The 20,789-nt window shown below is 30.6% G+C and carries 18 protein-coding genes, 3 pseudogenes and 1 riboswitch; of the genes and pseudogenes, 9 read left to right on the top strand and 12 right to left on the bottom strand.

The window, feature by feature from the left end; all coding sequences use genetic code 11:
• Both CLOBL_RS22615 and CLOBL_RS22605 read right to left on the bottom strand, forming a co-directional pair.
• Positions 1–379 (bottom strand): annotated as a pseudogene (locus tag CLOBL_RS22615) (DNA polymerase IV); the annotation flags it as partial.
• A 334-nt stretch (positions 380–713) separates the two neighbouring features.
• Positions 714–956 (bottom strand): hypothetical protein, encoded by a 243-nt coding sequence (locus tag CLOBL_RS22605; RefSeq protein ID WP_077861090.1) that lies wholly within the window; start codon positions 954–956, stop codon positions 714–716.
• A 418-nt stretch (positions 957–1,374) separates the two neighbouring features.
• Here CLOBL_RS22605 and CLOBL_RS22600 point away from each other — a divergent pair, with 418 nt between their 5' ends.
• Positions 1,375–1,914: a hypothetical protein gene (locus CLOBL_RS22600; RefSeq protein WP_077861088.1), complete on the top strand. Its 540-nt coding sequence runs from the start codon at positions 1,375–1,377 to the stop codon at positions 1,912–1,914.
• A 100-nt stretch (positions 1,915–2,014) separates the two neighbouring features.
• Positions 2,015–2,212, top strand: a complete 198-nt coding sequence (locus CLOBL_RS22595; protein ID WP_077861087.1) for a YvrJ family protein — start codon at positions 2,015–2,017, stop codon at positions 2,210–2,212.
• Between the two features lie 149 nt (positions 2,213–2,361).
• Here the strand turns inward: CLOBL_RS22595 and CLOBL_RS22590 are convergent, their stop codons facing one another.
• Positions 2,362–3,411 carry an aldo/keto reductase gene (locus CLOBL_RS22590; protein WP_077861086.1) on the bottom strand — a complete coding sequence of 350 codons (1,050 nt, stop codon included), beginning with the start codon at positions 3,409–3,411 and terminating at the stop codon, positions 2,362–2,364.
• 217 nt (positions 3,412–3,628) lie between these two features.
• Between CLOBL_RS22590 and CLOBL_RS22585 the strand changes: the two genes are divergently transcribed.
• Entirely contained in the window at positions 3,629–4,609 is a 981-nt protein-coding gene (locus CLOBL_RS22585; RefSeq protein WP_207652373.1) for an AraC family transcriptional regulator, read from the top strand.
• A gap of 313 nt (positions 4,610–4,922) precedes the next feature.
• Positions 4,923–5,171, top strand: a complete 249-nt coding sequence (locus tag CLOBL_RS22580) for a hypothetical protein (RefSeq protein WP_009169672.1) — start codon at positions 4,923–4,925, stop codon at positions 5,169–5,171.
• 101 nt (positions 5,172–5,272) lie between these two features.
• Here CLOBL_RS22580 and CLOBL_RS22575 read toward each other — a convergent pair whose 3' ends face one another.
• The gene (locus CLOBL_RS22575) at positions 5,273–5,797 is read right to left on the bottom strand and encodes a cupin domain-containing protein (RefSeq protein WP_077861085.1); all 525 of its coding nucleotides are present in this window, start codon (positions 5,795–5,797) and stop codon (positions 5,273–5,275) included.
• Positions 5,798–5,909: 112 nt separating this feature from the next.
• Complete coding sequence (locus CLOBL_RS22570) at positions 5,910–6,806, bottom strand: cation diffusion facilitator family transporter (RefSeq protein ID WP_077861084.1); 897 nt, start codon at positions 6,804–6,806, stop codon at positions 5,910–5,912.
• A gap of 368 nt (positions 6,807–7,174) precedes the next feature.
• Positions 7,175–7,346, top strand: a riboswitch (M-box (ykoK) riboswitch).
• Between the two features lie 233 nt (positions 7,347–7,579).
• Here CLOBL_RS22570 and CLOBL_RS22565 point away from each other — a divergent pair.
• Positions 7,580–8,836, top strand: a complete 1,257-nt coding sequence (locus CLOBL_RS22565; RefSeq protein WP_077861083.1) for a CBS domain-containing protein — start codon at positions 7,580–7,582, stop codon at positions 8,834–8,836.
• Positions 8,833–10,074: an Nramp family divalent metal transporter gene (locus tag CLOBL_RS22560; protein ID WP_077861082.1), complete on the top strand. Its 1,242-nt coding sequence runs from the start codon at positions 8,833–8,835 to the stop codon at positions 10,072–10,074. The genes CLOBL_RS22565 and CLOBL_RS22560 overlap by 4 nt, the downstream gene beginning before the upstream one ends.
• Positions 10,075–10,255: 181 nt before the next feature.
• Here CLOBL_RS22560 and CLOBL_RS22555 read toward each other — a convergent pair whose 3' ends face one another.
• The 3 genes and pseudogenes from CLOBL_RS22555 to CLOBL_RS22545 form a co-directional block, all read right to left on the bottom strand.
• Positions 10,256–10,891: a DUF190 domain-containing protein gene (locus CLOBL_RS22555; protein ID WP_077861081.1), complete on the bottom strand. Its 636-nt coding sequence runs from the start codon at positions 10,889–10,891 to the stop codon at positions 10,256–10,258.
• Between the two features lie 211 nt (positions 10,892–11,102).
• A complete protein-coding gene (locus tag CLOBL_RS22550) occupies positions 11,103–12,155 on the bottom strand; it encodes a galactose ABC transporter substrate-binding protein (RefSeq protein WP_077861080.1) in 1,053 nt (350 codons plus the stop codon).
• 365 nt (positions 12,156–12,520) lie between these two features.
• Positions 12,521–14,254, bottom strand: a pseudogene (locus CLOBL_RS22545) (S8 family peptidase); the annotation flags it as partial.
• Between the two features lie 349 nt (positions 14,255–14,603).
• Between CLOBL_RS22545 and CLOBL_RS22540 the strand changes: the two are divergent.
• A complete protein-coding gene (locus CLOBL_RS22540) occupies positions 14,604–15,098 on the top strand; it encodes a hypothetical protein (RefSeq protein WP_077861078.1) in 495 nt (164 codons plus the stop codon).
• A gap of 93 nt (positions 15,099–15,191) precedes the next feature.
• Here the strand turns inward: CLOBL_RS22540 and CLOBL_RS22535 are convergent, their stop codons facing one another.
• The 3 genes from CLOBL_RS22535 to CLOBL_RS22525 form a co-directional block, all read right to left on the bottom strand.
• Complete coding sequence (locus tag CLOBL_RS22535; protein ID WP_077861077.1) at positions 15,192–15,740, bottom strand: CD3072 family TudS-related putative desulfidase; 549 nt, start codon at positions 15,738–15,740, stop codon at positions 15,192–15,194.
• 40 nt (positions 15,741–15,780) lie between these two features.
• Entirely contained in the window at positions 15,781–16,476 is a 696-nt protein-coding gene (locus tag CLOBL_RS22530) for an aspartate/glutamate racemase family protein (protein ID WP_077861076.1), read from the bottom strand.
• Between the two features lie 65 nt (positions 16,477–16,541).
• Positions 16,542–17,693 carry an ATP-grasp domain-containing protein gene (locus tag CLOBL_RS22525; RefSeq protein WP_077861075.1) on the bottom strand — a complete coding sequence of 384 codons (1,152 nt, stop codon included), beginning with the start codon at positions 17,691–17,693 and terminating at the stop codon, positions 16,542–16,544.
• A gap of 122 nt (positions 17,694–17,815) precedes the next feature.
• Here CLOBL_RS22525 and CLOBL_RS22520 point away from each other — a divergent pair, with 122 nt between their 5' ends.
• On the top strand, positions 17,816–19,234 hold the full coding sequence (locus tag CLOBL_RS22520; protein WP_077861074.1) for a PLP-dependent aminotransferase family protein: 1,419 nt from the start codon (positions 17,816–17,818) through the stop codon (positions 19,232–19,234).
• A gap of 159 nt (positions 19,235–19,393) precedes the next feature.
• Here the strand turns inward: CLOBL_RS22520 and gpmA are convergent, their stop codons facing one another.
• Positions 19,394–20,125: a 2,3-diphosphoglycerate-dependent phosphoglycerate mutase gene (gpmA, locus tag CLOBL_RS22515; RefSeq protein WP_077861073.1), complete on the bottom strand. Its 732-nt coding sequence runs from the start codon at positions 20,123–20,125 to the stop codon at positions 19,394–19,396.
• 318 nt (positions 20,126–20,443) lie between these two features.
• On the opposite strand from gpmA, the pseudogene CLOBL_RS22510 reads away from it, so the two are divergent.
• Positions 20,444–20,789, top strand: a pseudogene (locus CLOBL_RS22510) (sugar ABC transporter substrate-binding protein); the annotation flags it as partial.

The following is a 20,789-nucleotide window of genomic DNA, read 5'->3' as shown; positions in this document are numbered from 1 at the left end:
TTTCTTTAAAATGAGTAGCATCCATAAAACATTCATCAATACTGTATCTTTGAATTTTAGGAGAATATTCACTAAGCAGCTTATATAATGCATCGCTTGACCTTACATACCAATTATAATCTGGAGGATAGACTACAAGATCTCTGCATTTAAGTCTTGCTGAATATATTGGCTCTCCAGTCTTTATCCCATATTTTTCCGCTGGTATTGAAGCTGCAAGTATTATCCCATGTCTGTTTTCTTCGCTACCACCAATTACTGAAGGTATCTTTCGTATATCAAGCTCACTTCCATATTGCAAAAGCTTAACTGCAGTCCATGAAAGATATGCTGAATTCACATCAATATGAAAAATTATTTTATTTTTCTCATTAACCATATAATCACTCCAAACATATGTTCTTACAGATATTATATTGAACATATGTTCTGTTGTAAAGGGGGATTATTGATTTATATCTAATTCGCGGTAATCTTCCATATCATCACATTATACTTGCACATAGCCATTAACTCTACAATTCCATTTAAGGAATTAAATAAATCTTTATTAATTAATATTTCACTTTTACTAACATAGTCAAAAACAAAATTCCAACCATCTCTTATTCTTAAGACTTGCTGCTCATAACTTAATTTATGCCCACGCTTAAAAACCAAGGTCACATTGAACCTTGGTTTTTTCTTTACAATATATCTTGCTTTACATTATTTTATTCAAATGAAAAGCTATTTACAATCTTTGTTGTCTTATTAAGATAATCTTCAGCTACTTTATCAATTCCATCACAGATATATTTAAGAGAACACCCTTCACATTTATTTAATATCTCCTCATCCAATAAGGAGCAAGACAGCTCATAATCAAAAGTTGAATTTCTAATGGCAAGAGCAATCTGCTTCTTATCAAACACTTCCCTATCTTCTGAATTAATATTAATTTGATCTTTAATCATAACCATGCACACTCCAATAACAATAATTTACTTGCAGCCTCAAAGAAATTTATCCTATAGCTAGCATGCGTAACACACTCACTTCTTCAAGTGGCGCTAACGGCTGCACGCTCCTGGATGAGTAAAACTCTATCTGCTGCTATTATGGATATATGTTTTAGGCTTTAAAATAACATTAGAAATCAATAATATTTTCATATCAATACCTTCTTAAGCCGCATTTTTCAAGCATATTCTAAAGAATATTTATGGTAATATTGTTCGGAATTTATATTCTTATATTCTTCAAAATATATATTCTTATATTGTAATATTCTTCTGAATAAATATTGTACAGAATATTTACAGTAAACCATATTAGAATATGCGCCATTTTAGCATATATCCTAAGTAAAAATACTTGTAAAGGAGAGCACTTATGCCTAGAAGAAAACAAATCGAACCACCTAAAAATGATTTTGCACCTGATGAAAGTGAAGAAATAATAGGGTTTTCCTCAGAACCAATTGCAGCCGGAACCTGCATTTCATCTTTTTCTTTTGATGATGAAGCTGATAGTCTCGACATAATTGATACTGTTAAAAATTCTTCAGTTCCAAATAATACTACTGCATGTTCTTCAGCTGATGCCAATAATAAATCTGTATCCATAGCTGAAACTCAAATATCTAAGAATAATATTACAGCAAAAAATTCAACTAAAACTTTTGATATATATAATGATAAATTTCCTTCAGATAACAGAAAGACTCCAGTTGCAAATGGTATAGCACCACCCATTGATGGAGAATTTCTGGATATTAAAAGAACCTATATGCTTAGAGCTTCCACTGTTAGAAAAATTAATGAACTAAAAAGCATACATCCTGATCTAAATATTTATGTAAGTACAATAGTTGATCTGGCTATAGCCTACTATTATAATTATATAACTAATGAAGGTGGTTTTCAGAAATAACACTATAAAGTTTTTATCCATAACTATTATTCAATTATTTATCTTTCTTACTGTGACTTATTAATTTTCGCCATATATCCTATACAGGAGGTGAAAAATTATGGATTTAAATGAATTAGTTAACTCAATAATTAATAATGGTTTCGCGGTGGTTGTTGCCGCATATCTATTAATCCGGTTAGAAAAACAAATTGATAACTTATCAACATCAATCAATAAACTCAATACCATAATATCAGCTAAACTTGGAGTAGCTATAGATACAGATAATTCCGATGATTCTCATAATGTAGCTTGAGAAAAGGGGCTATCGCACTAATTATTTAGTGCGATAGCCCCTTAGTTTCTAAGATTAAACAATCACTTGTTTTTCACTTTACGCTTCTATATTATTATATTTTGTAATATTCTAGATCTAGCTTTTGGCTTAGATGTTGTTATAGTTTTTTATTTCAACTCCATTCCAGGAACACGCTTTCGAATAGCATCCAATTCGGCTTCATCAGAAATTCCCTGCCAGTCATAGCGTGGTGTATATGGTGCTTCTAATGCTCGTATTTCTTCTTCTGTAAGCTCAATATTCAGAGATGCAACAGCATCATCAATTTGCTCGATAGAATTGGCTCCAACGAGTGGTGCAGTCACAACTGGCTTGCTACGAAGCCAAGCAAGTGCAATCTGTACTCGTGATACGCCTCTTGCGTCAGCAATCTTGCCAACTGCATCGATAATCGCATGATTTGATTCTTCCTCTGCGGGAGAATACAACATATCGGCATAATCACCATCAGTCTTAGATCTAGCACTAGTCTTGGCCTGCTCGAACGGACGAGCAAGACGGCCACGAGCTAGCGGACTCCATATAATCGTCCCAACGCCCTCATCAAGGCAGAGTGGAATCATCTCGCGCTCTTCCTCACGAGCGAGTAAGTTGTAGTGATTCTGCATTGTAACAAACCTAGCCCATCCATGCTGTTTCTGCAAATGAAGTGCCTTGGCAAACTCCCAGGCATGCATTGATGATGCCCCAATATAGCGAACCTTCCCCATCTTTACGAGATCATTCAATGCCTCGAGTGTCTCCTCAAGCGGCGTCGAGTGATCGTTACGATGGATTTGATAAAGATCAATGTAATCAGTACCAAGTCTCTCAAGCGAATGGTCAATTTCGGTCATAATCGCCTTTCTAGACAATCCACGGCCATTTGGACCTGGACGCATTGGATGACGCAGCTTTGTAGCAATAACGACATCATCGCGATTTGCAAAGTCTTTGAGTGCACGACCGAGAATCTCTTCGCTAGATCCATTTGAATACATGTTGGCAGTATCGAAAAAGTTGATCCCAGCCTCCAGTGCATGTTTAATGAGTGGTCGCGCATCTTCCTCACCCTTTGACCATACAGGATGGCCGCGATCAGGTTCACCATAAGTCATTGCACCAATTGCAATTGGTGACACATCAAGACCAGTTGTTCCAAGTTTAATGTATTTCATATTATTCTCTTCCTTTCTCCGTTATGATACAGTAGAAATGTTTCCTGCTTTCTCTTACTATTATTGCTCAAGACATTATTTTTTAGTAGTACATTTCTGCATAAAAATTGCCTAAAACCGCAATTGTTTATATTTTACTAATTGAACTCCACTTTCATTTGAGCTATACTAAATAAAAGATTATATTATAATAAAAAATAAAGGTAATGTGATAAAAATGAAAATATCAAAGCAAATGTTAAAAGCAACAAATATTTTAACGCCTGGCCAGCCCCTATTAAACAATCAGGAACTGTTGACCAGGCTGATCTCACTAGCAAACACAATTACAACTGCAGAAGGTAATACTAAAACTGTCATACCCTATTTATCAATCTGTCGCCATACTTATGAATCACCATTAATTCCAAGTGTACTTTCACCAGCTTTTTGTCTTATTCTGCAAGGAGAAAAAGAGCTTCATCTTGGAGAGCATATTGCACATTATTATGAAGGGGACTATCTGGCCTCCATAATTGATATGCCTGCATCTGGAAAAGTCGTTGGAGCAACAAGGGAGTTTCCTTATATAGGATTGCGTGTGGACTTTACAGCAGAGGAAGTTGCTTCTGTCGTGGCCGAGGCTGAAATTGAGCTTCCTTCTAGAAACAAGAAACCAAGCACAGCCGCTTTCATTGGGAAATCAGATATAGGACTTCTTGAACTGTTCTTGCGTGTTCTAATCCTTGCCAATACTCCTTATCCAGATCCATTCCTCTCCACACTTATGATGCGTGAGATGATCTATCGCTTAGTCTCAGGAAAATATGGACACTTATTTCTTCAGCAGTCCCTCTATGATAAGCAGTCTGATGGTATAGGGAAAGCAATCGGGTGGATAAAGGAAAATTTTTCTAACCCATTTACCACTCTTCAGCTTGCTAAGATCAGTAATATGAGCGTATCAAGCCTCCAACACAAGTTTAAAGAGGTTACAACAATGGGACCTTTGCAGTATCAAAAACAATTGCGTCTTCAGGAGGCTAGGCGCCTTATGCTGACCAGCTCTATAGATGTCACCACCGCTGCACTAGAAGTCGGCTATGAAAGTCCCTCTCAATTTAATCGAGAATATAAGCGGCTCTTTGGTTTATCCCCGCTTAAAGATATTAGAGAAATTCAAAACAACCCATATAATATAAGTGAAAGTGAGGTATAATGCTCTAACTTTTCAGTCAATATCAGCCTTTTCTAATGCACTATAAATAATATGACAATGTACGGTTTTCTTTATATCTCACTCCATACTGGCATTGTGTATTTTTATATTTTCTTATCACATTCACCTATTAATTTCATATAATAAAAGATAAGTAATATATTATGGACTTTTACTAATTCTCCTTGTTTTAGGCTCCTCTTAACAGGGGCCATTTTTAATATCACAAATTATCCTATAAATTTGTTTTCATATTATTAATTTGATAGTCATAATATCTAATATGCATAATTCTTATTAGGTAGGTACAACTATGACATTTTTAGATAACCTAAGCCCTGAAGACTTACTAGTTTTAACTAACGCTATTGCTGTTTCACTTTCAAAAAACAAAACTGCTGATGAAATTAATGTGATTGGAAACTTTATCGTAGGTATAGGATGTTTAATGTTAACAATTGCTTCTCAGGAGCAATATCTAACTATATTACAAGAGCAGTATAAGCAAAAAAACAATGCTAATAATAAAACTACACCTGAGGATGATACTATAATTGGCTGATAATTTAAATATAATACTTACAACAGCTTACTACTAATAAGTGTCTAACCATTTTATATAAATTCACACCAGGTTAGACACTATTGATTGATTTATTTCTCTTACTCAGCAGACTTAGTTGCCTGAACTACACCATGTGGGTGTTGAGGTGGTGCATAAATAGAATATACTTTAAGTGGTTTATTACCTGTATTTATAACATTGTGCCAAGTACCAGCAGGTATCATTATTGCAAAACCATCACTGGCGTTTGCTTGAAAATCTAGATTATCTTTACTTTTTCCCATTCTAACCCTTCCTTGTCCATCTTCAATACGAATGAATTGATCAATATTTGGATGAATTTCTAAACCTATATCATCACCAACCTTAATACTCATCAAAGTAACTTGAAGATGACTTCCTGTCCATACTGCAGTACGGAAATTATTGTTCTGCTTAGTTGCTTCATCAATATTAACTACATAAGGCTCAGGACCATGATCCTCCAATGTAGTTTGATTACTCCCTGTACCTGTTTGTGAATAATCAGCTCTTAAATCACACTCATTTTCATCAAAGAGTGTACTATATGGAACATATCTAAAATAAGAATTTTGATATCTCCACTTATCATTATTCTCCATATTATTTAATCCTTTATATTAATTCAGAATTATAATATGTTTTTGCTTTTGTAAATGTGCTGTGTTAGTTATTGATAATTTGAATTATCCAAATTATTGTATTATTCAGTTTTTAAGTATATTTATTTTTGTATTTATCACAACTATAAATACTTTTAGAAGGCTCTAAATGAATCATAATTTCAGAATTAGTTAAGGATTTTTTTATATCAGTTTCAATTTTATCACATACATCATTTGCATCTTTTACTGTCATATTTTCAGGAAACACCAAGTGTAATTCAATATATCTAATACGTCCAGATTTTCTTGTTTTAAAATTATGGTAACTGCAATAAATAGTTGAAGATTCATGTAGGATAGTTTCAATAACCGTAATTTCATCGTTTGATAACTTAACATCCAAAAGTGGGTTAAATGCAGCTATCAATAATTCAATAGCTTCTCTTAATATAAATATAGCAACAATAATAGCCACAATTGGATCTAAAAAATTCAAATTTGTTATCCACATGAGGAACAAACCAATTCCTACACCCAATGATGTATAAACATCAGCCTTCAAATGTAGAGCATCTGCTTCAAGAGCTATTGAATCTTCTTCTTTAGCTACCTTATAAAGCTTCTTTGAAACTATAAAATTTATAGCTGAAGAAATAAACATAACTAAAAATCCAAAGCTAATTGATTCTACTTCAGCAGGTACCATTAATTTTTTTATTGCTTCAATTGTTAGCCAAATGGAAGCAATTAGTATAAGAAGTGCTTCTATTACACCAGAAACATTTTCTATCTTGCCGTGTCCATAAGGATGTTTATCATCAGCTGGTTTATCCGATATTTTTACAGAAAAAAAGGCTATAACAGCTGCCAACAAATCCATAGTCGAATGGATCGCTTCAGATAGTATGCTTACTGAGTTAGTAGTAAGCCCAACAATCAGTTTTAAAATTATCAATATACTATTTGAAATTAGAGATAATTTTGCAGTTTTAATTTTTACATTCATATAATATTCTCTCCTTCAGATCAACATAAGTGTTATCATTTGATAAAATAATTTAATAACATAGTATATTTATATTCGTAGCAATTCCTGATGTGAATGATGACCTTTATTATCAATTGATAGCGCCTATTATATTGTTTTATCCAAAACAATCCGATTATTATATAAATTACTAATATCGCATTATCTAATTTCCAAAGAGCATCTTATAATTTACTACTTCAAATTTACAAAGTGTTGATTAATTAATATATCAAACAGTGTAGTAAATCATTCCCTTTAGAGAATAAATATAAGTGATTTAATTAATATTTATCATATTTGCTATTGACGTACTGTTATCTATGGTAGTAAAATAAGTACGAAAATAATAATTTTGTTAGGTGAGGCTCCTATATAGATACATGCTGCTGCCCCGAAACGTCGAGAGACGCCAATGGGTCAACAGGTATTACCGGATTAAGGTTCTACTTAATGTAGCCGAAAACCATATGGTTTTCTATGCTATATAGTGCTAAAACTCAACGAGTGGAGATGGATATCAGCAAATATACTTTGGTTAAATGCCTTGTATATTTATATCGTGGTGCAATTTTAGCCCCTTCACTTTGAGTGATGGGGCTTATTTTATTATTTAAAGGAGGTGTTATCCAATGGATGACTGTGAAACGGATCATTATATTATACATTTTTATTTAAGTTCAAGTAATACTAATTTCAGGGCATTAATTGGATACACACTTTTTATGCCCTAATTTGAAAGGGTGAACCATATGGAAAAGGTAACAAATTTATTTTTAAGTAAAATTATGCATAAAGATATTCATAATATTTCAGGACAAATAATTGGTAAATTAAATGATCTTATTTTTGATTTCAGTCAAGAAAAACCTACTGCATTATATATACAGATCACAAATTGGAAAAAATCTTTTTATTTGTCTGCTGAAGCATTGGAAATATACAGAGATAAAAAAGAAAAATATTATATTAAAATTAATAGCAATAATCTTATAACAAAGTTTCCTAATGAAGAAGATATTTTTTTAGTGAGAGACTTTTTAGATAAACAAATAGTTGATATAAACGGAAGGAAAGTAGAACGAGTTAACGATGTAAGACTTGGAAAAATAAATTCTAAGTGGAATCTTGTAGCTGTTGACATAGGAACTAGAGGGTTACTTAGAAGACTCGGAGTCGAGTATCCATTCATTATATTGACAGAAACCTTTAAATACAGGTTAAGAAATAAGCTAATAATTTGGGATGATGTTCAAACATTATCTACTGGTGTTAGTAATTTACAGCTTCAAATGCCTGCAAATAGAATCGAAACCTTACACGCTGCAGATATAGCTGATATAATTGAAGATCTTGATAATAAAAGTAGAGATATATTATTTCAAAGTTTAAATAATCAAAAGGCTGCTGAGGTTCTAGAAGAAATTGACACTGATGTTCAATTAAATTTGTTAAAATCTGTGTCTGACGAAAAAGCTTCTGATATATTTGAAAGCATGCCATCGGATGAGATCGCAGATATTTTGGAAGAAATGGATGAAGATAGAGTTGAAAAACTATTAACTAACATGGATGAAGAAAGCCAAGGCGAAATTAGAGAGCTCATGGAATACGAAAAAGAAACAGTAGGAAGTATTATGTCAAAGGATTTCCTAACTTTCTTGCCTGATATAACTGTAAATGAAGTTTTTGAATGGATTCAAATTAATTCTCCTAGCGAAGATGAAAGTTATTATATATATATTACAAATGATAAAGATAATCTTATTGGAGTTATTTCTCTATTTTCACTTATTACCGCAGATAGAAATACTAAACTTTATAATATTATGACTACTAGACCTGAAAGTTTAAGAGATACAGATGAAATAGATGATGCAATCAGCATAATGCATAAATATAATCTTGTATGTATTCCTGTTATCGACGAAGATAATAATCTGGTCGGCATAGTATCACTAAATGATAGTATTCATGAACATTCACACTTAAGGAGGGTTGCACTATGAAGAAATCATTATCTAATAGATTTAAAAAAATACTTTTTATTATGACTATTATTGGCCCAGGACTAATTACTGTAAATGCTGGTAATGATGCTGGTGGTATTACAACATACGCTTCAGTTGGTGCATCCTATGGATATAAAATGTTATGGGGATTACTTTTAATTACCTTTAGTCTTGGAGTAATTCAAGAAATGAATGCAAGAATGGCGGTAGTAACCGGCAAAGGCCTATCAGATTTAATTAGAGAGAAGTTTGGAGTTAAACTTACTTTCTTTGCAATGGCTATTTTATTAATTGCAAATATGGGAGTTGTATTTGGAGATTTTGCAGGAATAGCAGCAAGTTTAGAATTGTTCGGTATAAGTAAATATCTATCAATTCCTATAGTTTCTATACTGATTTGGGTTCTTGTTACTAAAGGCTCTTATAAGAAAGTGGAGAACATTTTTTTACTTTTTACTTTTGTATTTTTTACTTATATTATATCAGCATTTTTAACTGGACCAGATTGGGGTAATGTGTTTAAATCAATGGCTACTCCTACCCTTGAATTAAATTCAGGTTTTCTTCTTACGTTTATAGGAATGATCGGTACTACAATTACTCCTTATATGCAGTTTTATTTACAATCATCAATAGTAGATAAAAAAATAAGCCTATCTGATTATAAATACGAAAAACTTGATGTCTACTTAGGTGCATTTTGGGGGAATGCAGTAGCGTTTTTTATAATTATCTGCACTGCTGTAACTCTTTATAAAGCTGGTATAACAATAACTAGTGCACAAGAAGCAGCTATTGCTTTACAACCATTAGCTGGAAAAGCAGCATTTATACTTTTTGGTGCTGGGCTTTTTGGTGCTTCAGTACTTGCTACAGCTGTTATTCCCCTTTCTACATCATATGCTATATGCGAAGCCTTTGGCTGGGAAAGCGGCGTTGATAATGACTATAAAGAAGCACCTGCTTTCTTTGGAATATATACTGGTATAATTCTTCTTGGAGCATTATTTATACTTATTCCTGGAATATCACTTATTCAAATTATACTTATTAGTCAGCAGATAGCTGGAATATTATCTCCAATAATATTAACCTTTATGATAATTTTAATTAATGATAAACGCATAATGGGTAAATATGTGAATAACAAAACTCAAAATATTATATCTTGGTTTACTGTTGTATTTATAATTATCCTATCAATAATTTTATTTGTGTCACCATTATTTTCATAATTCATTTTATATAAATTTCAATGATAAATTGCTATTAAATTTAAATAGATAATTAAGGACTTATAATCTAAATAGCGATATGATACTAATATTTATATAATTATAAAATCTTAGTTTTTAATAAATGCTTAAACTTATTAAAAATTAAGATTTTTTATTTCTTATTAATAAATCATTCTTCCTATCTATTCATTATTAAATCTATTGGCGTAGCAAATACAGCTCCCTCTTCGACCATATTCTTGAGTTCACTAAGCAAATCATTTAAATATTCACATGGTACAACGCATTCTATTACAACAGGCATCTTTTCACTAAAAGAAAATAATTTTTGTTTATGAACAACTCTATCTTTACCGTATCCAACAAGTCCTTTAGTTACCGTAGCCCAGATAACTTTCTTTTTCTGAAGAAATTTTAAAACCTTTTCATACTCTTCCTTTTTAAACCACGCATTATCTTCTTTTGTGTAAATTTTAACTACACAATACTTATTGATATTCATACATTTTTCCTCCATACCTCTAATAACGGTTACTTGTCCATGTGGTATATATTTTATGAGGTCTTGTCTAGCTCTTTCTATTTTTTTATTATCAGCAACTGTCTCCATTATAATTGCTAAATCGTTAAATTCTATGTCTTCAAGTGCAATTGAATGCATTATGCTTTTGTAATCAAGACTTAATTCTCCCCTCCTAATAGTGAGCCCTGGAAAACCTTCTTTCCATAGAAAATCTTCTATCCATTTATAAGTTTTACTCGAATTTGAATTGAACTCATGCTCTCCCACTACTATTCTCATCAAACTGTTCATTTTATTAATCACTCCTCTCTATGGATTTTTAAACGATTTATAAAATTAATTCTTTCTTTTAATACTAAGTTATGTTTCAAATACTCTATTTTCTATTGCAATAAAAAAATAAAACATATTTTTTTAGCCATTAAAAGAATATGTTTTATCTTAATAAGATTGTAACAATAAAGAGTAGTTTATTCTTAGGCGCAGTGTATTTGAAAGAATTTTATTTTCCTATATATTCCTTATAAGGTATACGTACTGCAACTCCTGTATCATCAAATTTGTATGCCGTACCTTCAAGCGGACTTCTATCATTAACTAAATTCATACCTATAACATAACAAGCCTCTGCCATAGCTGAATAATCCTGAAAAACAGACCCTGTCATTTCTCCATTTTTAATTAATTCTTGAGCTGCTGGTATTGCATCTATTCCTACAACTGCTATTTTTTTCGTATTATCTCCTTTATTATATCCATACTTTTGTAGCACTTCGATAGCACCTATTGCCATTTCATCATTGTTAGAAATTATAGCTTCAATTCTACCATCATAATGTAAAAATAATGGTTCGAAATTTTCCTTGGCTGTTTCTCTGTTCCAATTGCACACTGTTGATGCAAGTTCTTGAGTCTCTATTCCTGCATTATTAATAGTTAAAACAGAATATTGTGTTCTTTCAATTGCTTCTTTATTATTAAGTTCTCCAATTAGCATTACATATTGCAATACATTATCTCCATTAATATCAATAGCTGCTTTGTTTTCATTCCATAAATTAATAAGAATTTTTCCTTGAAACATACCTGCTTGAGCTGCATTTGTTCCTACATAAATAGCCTTACTATATGATTGAACTGAAGTAATATTAAATGGTTCCCTATTAAATAAGACCACTGGAATATTATGTTCTTTAATTCTATCAATAATATCATATGCACTTTTTACATCTACTAAATTTAATAGTATAAGATCAACCCCTTTGCTTTTAAGTAACATTTCAATGGTTTGATTTTGTACTTCTTGGTTATCCTTGCCATCATAAAAAGTGAATTCAATTTTACCTTCATTATTCTTTTGGATTTCTTCTAGGCTTTTGCGAACTAAAGAAATATAAACATCATCAGATCTATATAATAATACAGCTGCTTTAACGGGATTCTGTTTTTCATTTGCTGCTTGAGCATAAGTTTTTTTATAACTGTTTGAAAATATAATAGTAATTATGAAGACTAAAGCCTCTACAATCGATATTATCTTTTTCAATAACTTCATTTAAATCCCTCCTTATATGCTTAACATTACTATTATCTATAAATGCACAAATACTTATTCAGGTAAATATACTTCATAGTTTAAATTTAGATACATCTGTCTTTTTCAATCTTCCGCTTGGCCAATGGCTTCTTGATAATTTTTTTATTACTCTGAAAGTATCTCTATCCCAATATCTTTTTGAAGCCTATGAAAAAAAACTAATATAAAAGAAAAAAATAGTAATCAATTTAAAATTGTATTACTATTTTTTAATCTATTTAATAATAAAATTTCGGAATTCCTCTTTTATTATCCAAGCCTGGTATAATTGGCGGTATAAACTCATTTAATCTTTCCAGTCTGCTTGATTCAATATTATTTGTATCTCCCCTAGTTAAAATAGCATTTAAATCATTTTGAAGCAGCTTTAAACTATTAAATGCACATACTTCCCCATATCCCCATGATGGATTTGGATATGTTACATCTGTACGTCTTCTATTAGCACCTTTCACTAAGTAATATTTTAATCTTTCACCAAAAAGATATGGATCATTCCCTTTTATTATTCCCCATTGCATCATTAATGCACATATTCCTGCTACTTGAGGTGCTGCCATTGATGTACCAGTATTACTGGTAAATCCCCCCTCTGGCATTGGTCCAAATATTTCTTCTCCTGGTGCAACCAAATCTGGTCTTACTGAATTATCTTCATTTAATGCTCCCCTGCCACTAAATGAAGATAAATTATTAGTTTTATAATTATAGCTTCCAACAGCGATAATATTATTAACTGTTGCTGGTATTCCTAAAGTATTATATTGGTTTGGTTCTAAAAATTTTGTTTTTGGATTAAGTCCTTCAAGTACTGGAAGCCAAATTGAATATGTTCCTAAATATTCATTTAAAACATTTATTTCTAATGTCCAAACTCCTTCCGCAAGAGAATTTGCTCTAGCAGAAAGAATTACTTTAATTTCACTATTTAACTCAAAAGGTTTAGATCCTTCTACATATATATAATACCTATTACTTCCTATAGCTCCCTCAATATATCCCTCTTGTATATTTATATTGCTGCTTTTCTGGCCAGTTGGATTGATTATACTTATTGACAAATCTGGTAATATTGGTTTATATATATTCATAACAATAGATTTTTCATCACTTGCTACATTAAAGATTTCTCTTTGAGTTTTCTTTAATTCTCCTCCAATGTGATGTCCTGCATCTCCTTCATTACCTGCTGCTATAACAATTGCTACTCTTTCTAAGTTTTGTACTGTTCTAATATATTGCTCTAGGAGACTGCTGCCATCATGTGCACCGTCATTTGTGCTTAAACTAAGACTGATAACTAATGGCATGTTAAGTTCTTTACTTTTATCTACTAAAAACTTAATTCCCTGCATTATTTGTGAACTTAGGGCGGCAGCTCCCCTAGCTGCCTTAACCATTGCTATAGATGCGTTAGGTGCTGCACCTCTATACATTTCATCTATTCTGCCTCCTCCACACGCAATTCCTGCTACAAGTGTTCCATGTCCTGTGTCATCAGTTAATGGAATTATTGAAAAAGGATTTGAAGACTTTATTGCCTCATTTATAGTCTGCTTATTATATATTTTTCCTCCTGCACTTAAATCATAAATGTATTCTATCCTTGTAGTTCCAGCATTATTCATAAATGCTGGATGTGTATAATCTATTCCTGAATCTACAAATCCAACTAATATACCTTCACCTGAAACATCAAAATCAGGTGATAATTGCTGTATACATGATACTTTATTACTTTCTTCATCTTGTTCATACAAGCTCTTAGGTAATTCTATATATTGAATAGTATTACTTAATGATAGTTCATCTAATTTATCTCTAGGAATATTAACAACTGCAAAATTAAATCCTAAATCTATAAATTTACCACCTAGTCCTTCAACGAATGCTCTTGTCTGCTCTGGAGTATCTCTATATAAAATTGTAAGTTCAATAATCCCCCCTTGAACTTCGTATTTTAAACCAAGCTGATCTAATATTGCCTTTGGCACATTAGTTAACAATCCTATTGATGCATCTACCTTTGAGGGCACTTGCCTTTTTAACTCAGACATAATAATCACACCTTAAATTTATATACATTCTTATATTATTCAGAAATATATTAAATAAATCAAAATTTATAGACCTTAGAAAATATTTTTCCAAGATCTATAAGAACTAAAGTTATAATAACAAGTCTAAAATGTTATGATTATTTTTCATCAGGCAAGGAAGTAAATTGTATTCATAGAGGGCTATTATTACAATTTGGTGATGTAGCATGGTGGAAAATAGCTGTGACAAATGGACTTGTTATTTTTTTGATTATGCCTCACATAATTTTGAGTAAAAAATCTCTTAACTGCACAAAATATAATGTCTCCATTAAAAATAAATTATATTAGACAAGGAGGATTTAGCATGAATATCAGAAATAAGTTTTTAGGCCTGATTTTAATGATTTTAATAAGCTTTATAAGCGGCTGCAACATGAACTATAATAGAAATTCTGTCTATAGTGATATATATAACGATAATGATAAAATAGCGCAAACAAATGAGAATCATATATATACAACAGCAGATTCTACTAAAGATTCTGATCAGAATTTATCTTTAAAATATAGTGGTTTTTTAGGTGTAGATGCAATTTGGAATATAAATTCAAAAGATGATGGTGAAATTACATTAGACTATGACTCAAATGTTAATAGTGGTGATTTTAAAGTAGTTTTAGTTAATCCTAAAAAAGAAATAGAAAACATATTAGTTGGCACAGACCACGGAAGCAAAACTCTAAAATTATCAAATGGAAAATATGTACTTAAGCTTGTTGGAAATAATGCAAATGGTAATATTAAACTTACAATTAGCCAAAGTAAAAATGCTGAAATAGCAATTATGGAAGAGCGATAATTAGGCATATGAAAAATAGATGTGACAGATGGACTTGTTATTTTTTTGATTATGCCTTAAGCAAATTCAATACAAAGACTGCTAAACAATTAATTAGTTGTTTAGCAATTCTTTTATTGATAGTAATGCTTCTTCTGTCTCTAATGCCTTTATTCCAATCATTTTAATATTAATACCTTTTTCTTTTAACTTATTTCTTAGTCTCTCAATGAAAACACCTTCACCATCAACTTCCTTATTATTTTTTGAAGTTGTATTAACACCACAGCTTGGTGAACGATTGATTCCTATAACTCCTGCTACAGAAAATCCATTATTAATATATTCGTCTATCTGAAATACAACTTGATTTACAAGTTTATTTAGTATTTCAGCAGCAGTTGGTTTATTCATGCTGTCTCTTATTCTCGTATTTTCTACAACAACATCTCTTTCTGCCCCATGAATATCACCTCTGTCTAAGCCTAAACATAGTGTTTCAGGACAAGGCATTTGTATTATTCCAACTTTTGACTGGATAAGCAATTTTAAAACACTTTCATTTGTTGCTGGGTAATCAGCTGTCCCATCTGAAATTGAGTTTTGATTTAAAATACAATGCGAAACTAATACTACTTTTTTACTTCTACCATCTGAAAACATAATGTTATCCCTCCATTTTATCTATTATAAACACAAAATTTTAATTAGTTAAAGCAAATTCAGCAGCAGAAATAGAATGTATTGTAGTCGTATCGAAAAGTGGTATATCTATATCTTCCTGCTTTATTAATAATGGAATTTCTGTACATCCAAGAACTATCCCTTCAGCTCCATTTGAAGCTAAACTATTTATTATTTTTATGTAGTGATCTTTAGATTCTTCATTTATAATTCCTTTGCATAATTCATCATATATAATCTTATGAATTATTTCTCTTTCTTCTCTACTAGGAATAATTACATCAATATTAAAATTATCCTTTAACACTTTTTTATAAAAATCTTGCTCCATAGTAAAGCTAGTACCTAGTAGTCCTACCTTTTTAATTTTACTTTTAATTATCTCTTTACCAGTTGCTTCAGCAATATGCAAAACTTTTATTTGGGCTTTTTCCTCAATATCCCCTGCCATTTTATGCATTGTGTTTGTGCATATTACAATAAAATCCGCCCCAGCATTTTTAAGTTTCTTAGCAATATCAATCATAATGCAAGTAAGCTCGTCCCATTTATTTTCATGTTGCAATATTTCTATCTTTTCAAAATCAACTGAATACAAAATACATTTTGCTGAATGCAGTTTACCAAGTTTTAATCTCATTGTTTCATTTATAATTCTATAATAATCTAAGGTTGATTCAAAACTCATTCCACCTATTAATCCAATTGTCTTCACTTTTATCACTCTCCTCTTAATATATTTACATTTTTCATCTTATATTTATACTAAAACTTTCTACATCATTGATTACAAAATTCATATAAGTCTGATGATAGAATATAATCTAATTCCTTTATATTTTCCTTACTAGTTTCTGTAAAAATGAATCCAAATACATCAAGGCTTGGATTGTCTATCTTACGAAGTTCTAAAATATTTTCAAAATAATCATATAATTTATCATAATTAAATCTTGAACAAGGAATAGTTTTATCTGGCTTGTCTAATAAAATCAAGCTATAAAGTTTATCTTCTTTGCCGTTTAATATTTCTTTAAAATTAGGTTCTTTATTTTGTAAAAAGTACTCTATTGTCCTAATTCCATAAGCATAATAAGCAACATCAGTTGAAGAAAGACCTGCAAAGCGCATAGGATTAAACTCGATTGGACATATTATATCCCCATCAACCCTGACTTCTACATGAATTGGAATATTTCTAAGTTTTAAATATTCATTAGTTTTAGTTAAAAATAATTCAAATCTATCCTTAAAGGTTTCAATAATATCTTTACTTGTATAATAAACCCTATCACTTACATCTGTGGGTGAAGAAAATTTATGAGTAAAAATATTTAAAATTACTGGTTTTCCCTTATCATTGTAGTATGCATCTATAGCATACTCTGTCCCATTTATATACTGCTCAAGAATAAATTTCGAATTATCAATTACCGCTTTAGGAAATCTCTTCTTATTTTCTTCTCTATTATTCTTTATATCTAAAATGGCTGCCTCTAAGTCTTTCTTGTAATAAATTTTATATACTCCAACACTTAAGAATCCAACTGAAGGCTTTAATATAACAGGCGTCTTTAATAGCTCAAAATCAATTTTTCCTAATTCCTCTTCAGTAATTTCTTTATAATAAAAATCCGGATACATTGGACTTAATAATTCTCTGAATTTAGCTTTGTCCTTTAAAATATTTATCTTTTTAACAATTTCATTTTTTGATAAATTTTCATATACCCATTCTAAAGCATTCTCAGAAGTGGTATATATTTTATCCTTTGTTTCATATTCTTCCTTCATTTCACTAGAAGTAATTAAATTAAGTGGATATAATTTTGCGCATTCTTTTGCAAAATCATTATTTAATACTGGTACATTGTTATTGCTTAAATACTCTAATGTTAAATTTGAAATGTACGGTTTTTCTAAAATAACCATTTTTATACGCCCCCAAACAGAATATTGTTTGTTTTTTCCAATTATAACATTGCATATATTTGCATACAATATTATAATTGTATGCAAAACAATTTAATTTTAAACTTGGAAGGAGTATACATATGCCTGTCAATTCCTTTGATAATTATCCAATGACTTGGAAACCAAATATAGCTAATAAAACTGGTCCCTTATATAAGGTGTTATCAGCTTTATTAGAAGAAGACATAAAGAATGGAGTTTTGAAGCCTGGAGATAAACTGCCACCACAAAGAGAACTTGCTGATTTTTTAGATGTAAATTTAAGTACCATCTCTAGAACTTTTAAATTATGCGAACAGAAAGGGTTAATAAGTGGCGAAATAGGAAAAGGTACTTATATTTCATCTGATGTTAATGTTAATAGCACCCTTTTGAATCCAAGAAATGCCACAAACTTAATTGAAATGGGTGCTACATATCCTCCATATGAACAAAATAAATATGTAATTAAATTTATTGAAAATATGTTGCGTAAGCCAAACTCTGATAAGTTTTTAGAATATTCTTCACCCTGTGGTACCCTTGCCCAAAGGTCATCTGGAGTAAAATGGTTAAAAAAGTTAGACTTAAATATAAGTGAAAAAGATATTCTCCTTGCTTCAGGCGGACAAAATGCTTTATGTGCCATATTGTCATCTCTTTTCCAATCTGGAGATCGCATTGGTACCGATCCATTAATTTATTCTGGGTTAAAAACTTTGGCCAAAATGCTCGGAATTCAATTGGTTCCAATTATTCAGGAAATGAATGAGATGTCACCTATAGCTTTAAAAAATTATTGTAGAAATAATGAATTAAAAGGGATCTATCTAATTCCTGATCATCAAAATCCAACTACTCATACAATGTCTCTTAAAACAAGGAATGAAATTGCTGAAGTTGCAAAAGAATTTAATTTAATCATAATAGAAGATGGTATAAACAGTATGTTAAGTGAGAAAAATATTACTCCAATCGCTGCCTTAGCTCCAGAGCAGACAATTTATATTTCAAGTATATCAAAAGCATTATGTGCCGGGCTTCGCGTTTCTTTTATAGCTACACCACATATTTATAAGAAAACTTTAGAATCAGCTCTTTATAATATTAATATGATGATATCACCCTTCAATGCTGAAATTGTTCGTCAACTTATAAACTCTCCTATTAGAGATAAAATATTAAGCGAACGTAGAGATATAATAATTGAGAGAAACATTCTAACAGATACTATTCTTAATGACTTCCATATTTCTGGTGATAAATATTGTAACTTTCGATGGCTTATACTGCCAAAAGGCTGGAATGGTAAAATATTTGAGACGTGTGCAAAAAATGCTGGTGTACAAGTTTACTGTGCTGAGCGTTTTGCTATTGGGAATGCTTCTGTCCCTGCTGCTGTTCGTATTTCAATAACTGCTCCCAAAAATTTAGCTGAGCTTAAAAGAGGTTTAAATATTATTAAATCCATATTACAACATAATGATGCATGCACAATGAGTAATGCCGCACTTAAGTAAAAATAGAAACCTATCCTTATGTGGTATTTATAAGGATAGGCTTTATTACATTTCATACAAATTGTGTGTCTTTATTTTGTCGTATCATAGTATCAATTGTTCATTATATTTATTTTACACTTAACTATGCTATCCCATCTGCTGCTATTTTATCTCAAACTAAATATGTTTAGCTATTATGTTTTCAGGTACTTTTCCTTCTAATGATAAATAATAACTAGTTATAGGTTTTAAATTTTCATCTAATTCATATACTAGCGGTGTACCTGTAGGTATATTTAAACTTGCTATTCCGTCACTAGAAATATTATCTAAATATTTTACTAATGCTCTTAAAGTATTTCCATGAGCTGATATTATAATTTTTTTACCTTCTTTCAATTTAGGAGCTATATTTTCATTCCATTCTTCTAAAACCCTTTTTTCTGTATCTGCTAAATTTTCTGTTAATGGAATTTCACTCTCTTTTAAATCTTTATATTTTAAATCATGACCTGCATATCTTGGATCATCTTTTGTTAGTTCTGGTGGTTTTACATTTACAAATCTTCTCCACTTATGAACTTGTTCTTCTCCATATTTTTCTGCCGTTTCTGCTTTGTTAAGTCCTTGAAGCGCTCCATAATGTCTTTCATTAAGTTTCCAAGATTTATATACAGGTATCCACATTAAATCCATCTCATGTAATACTATACCCAATGTTCTTATTGCTCTTTTTAAAACAGAAGTGTACGCTATGTCAAAAATGAATCCATTCTTCTTAAGTATTTTTCCTGCCAATCTTGCTTCCTTAAGCCCATTTTCTGATAAATCTACATCAGTCCATCCAGTAAATTTATTTTCTAAATTCCAAATGCTTTCTCCGTGTCTTATTAATACCAATTTTATCATATACATATTCATTCCTTTCTTAAAATTAATTATTTAGACCCTTATCTTAAAATCATAACCCAACAAACTTATATTTGGTTTTAAACAAAGTCTATATTAAATTAATATATATTATAACTTATTATATTGGACATGTATACTTATTTGAAAATTATTCTCAATAAAGCATTATTAAAACTATAATTCTAAATCCTACTGCCAAAAACATCTATATATTTATAGATGTTCTTTAAATCTTTGGATTCGTATAATATATTTTTTATAAACTTACCAATACTATCAATAAACGATTTTTTATAATTATATTAGGAGTATAAAATGAAACTACTAAAGAAAATAGTCGCTATAATTATTACACTTTCAATTTTAACACCAAGTATATTTCAAATATATATTTCTAATTTTTATTCCATTGAAACAGTAAATACAACTAATCCCATTAGAGTTAGTCTCATGTTTAGTAATTATAATATAGCTTCTATAAAATTACTTATTGAAGATATGAAAAAAGTTGAACAAGAAAATTCAAAAACTGTACAATATACTTTTTATGATGGGAAAGGGAGTCAAAATCTTCAAGACACCCAACTTATAGATATTGTTAATAACAAAAAAGCTGATATTATAGCAATAGATATGGTTGATGTAGCTCATACTAAATATG

This window comes from Clostridium sp. BL-8, assembly GCF_002006495.1.
In the GTDB taxonomy this organism is placed as follows: domain Bacteria; phylum Bacillota; class Clostridia; order Clostridiales; family Clostridiaceae; genus Clostridium.
This window is presented reverse-complemented; position numbering and strand designations above follow the sequence as displayed.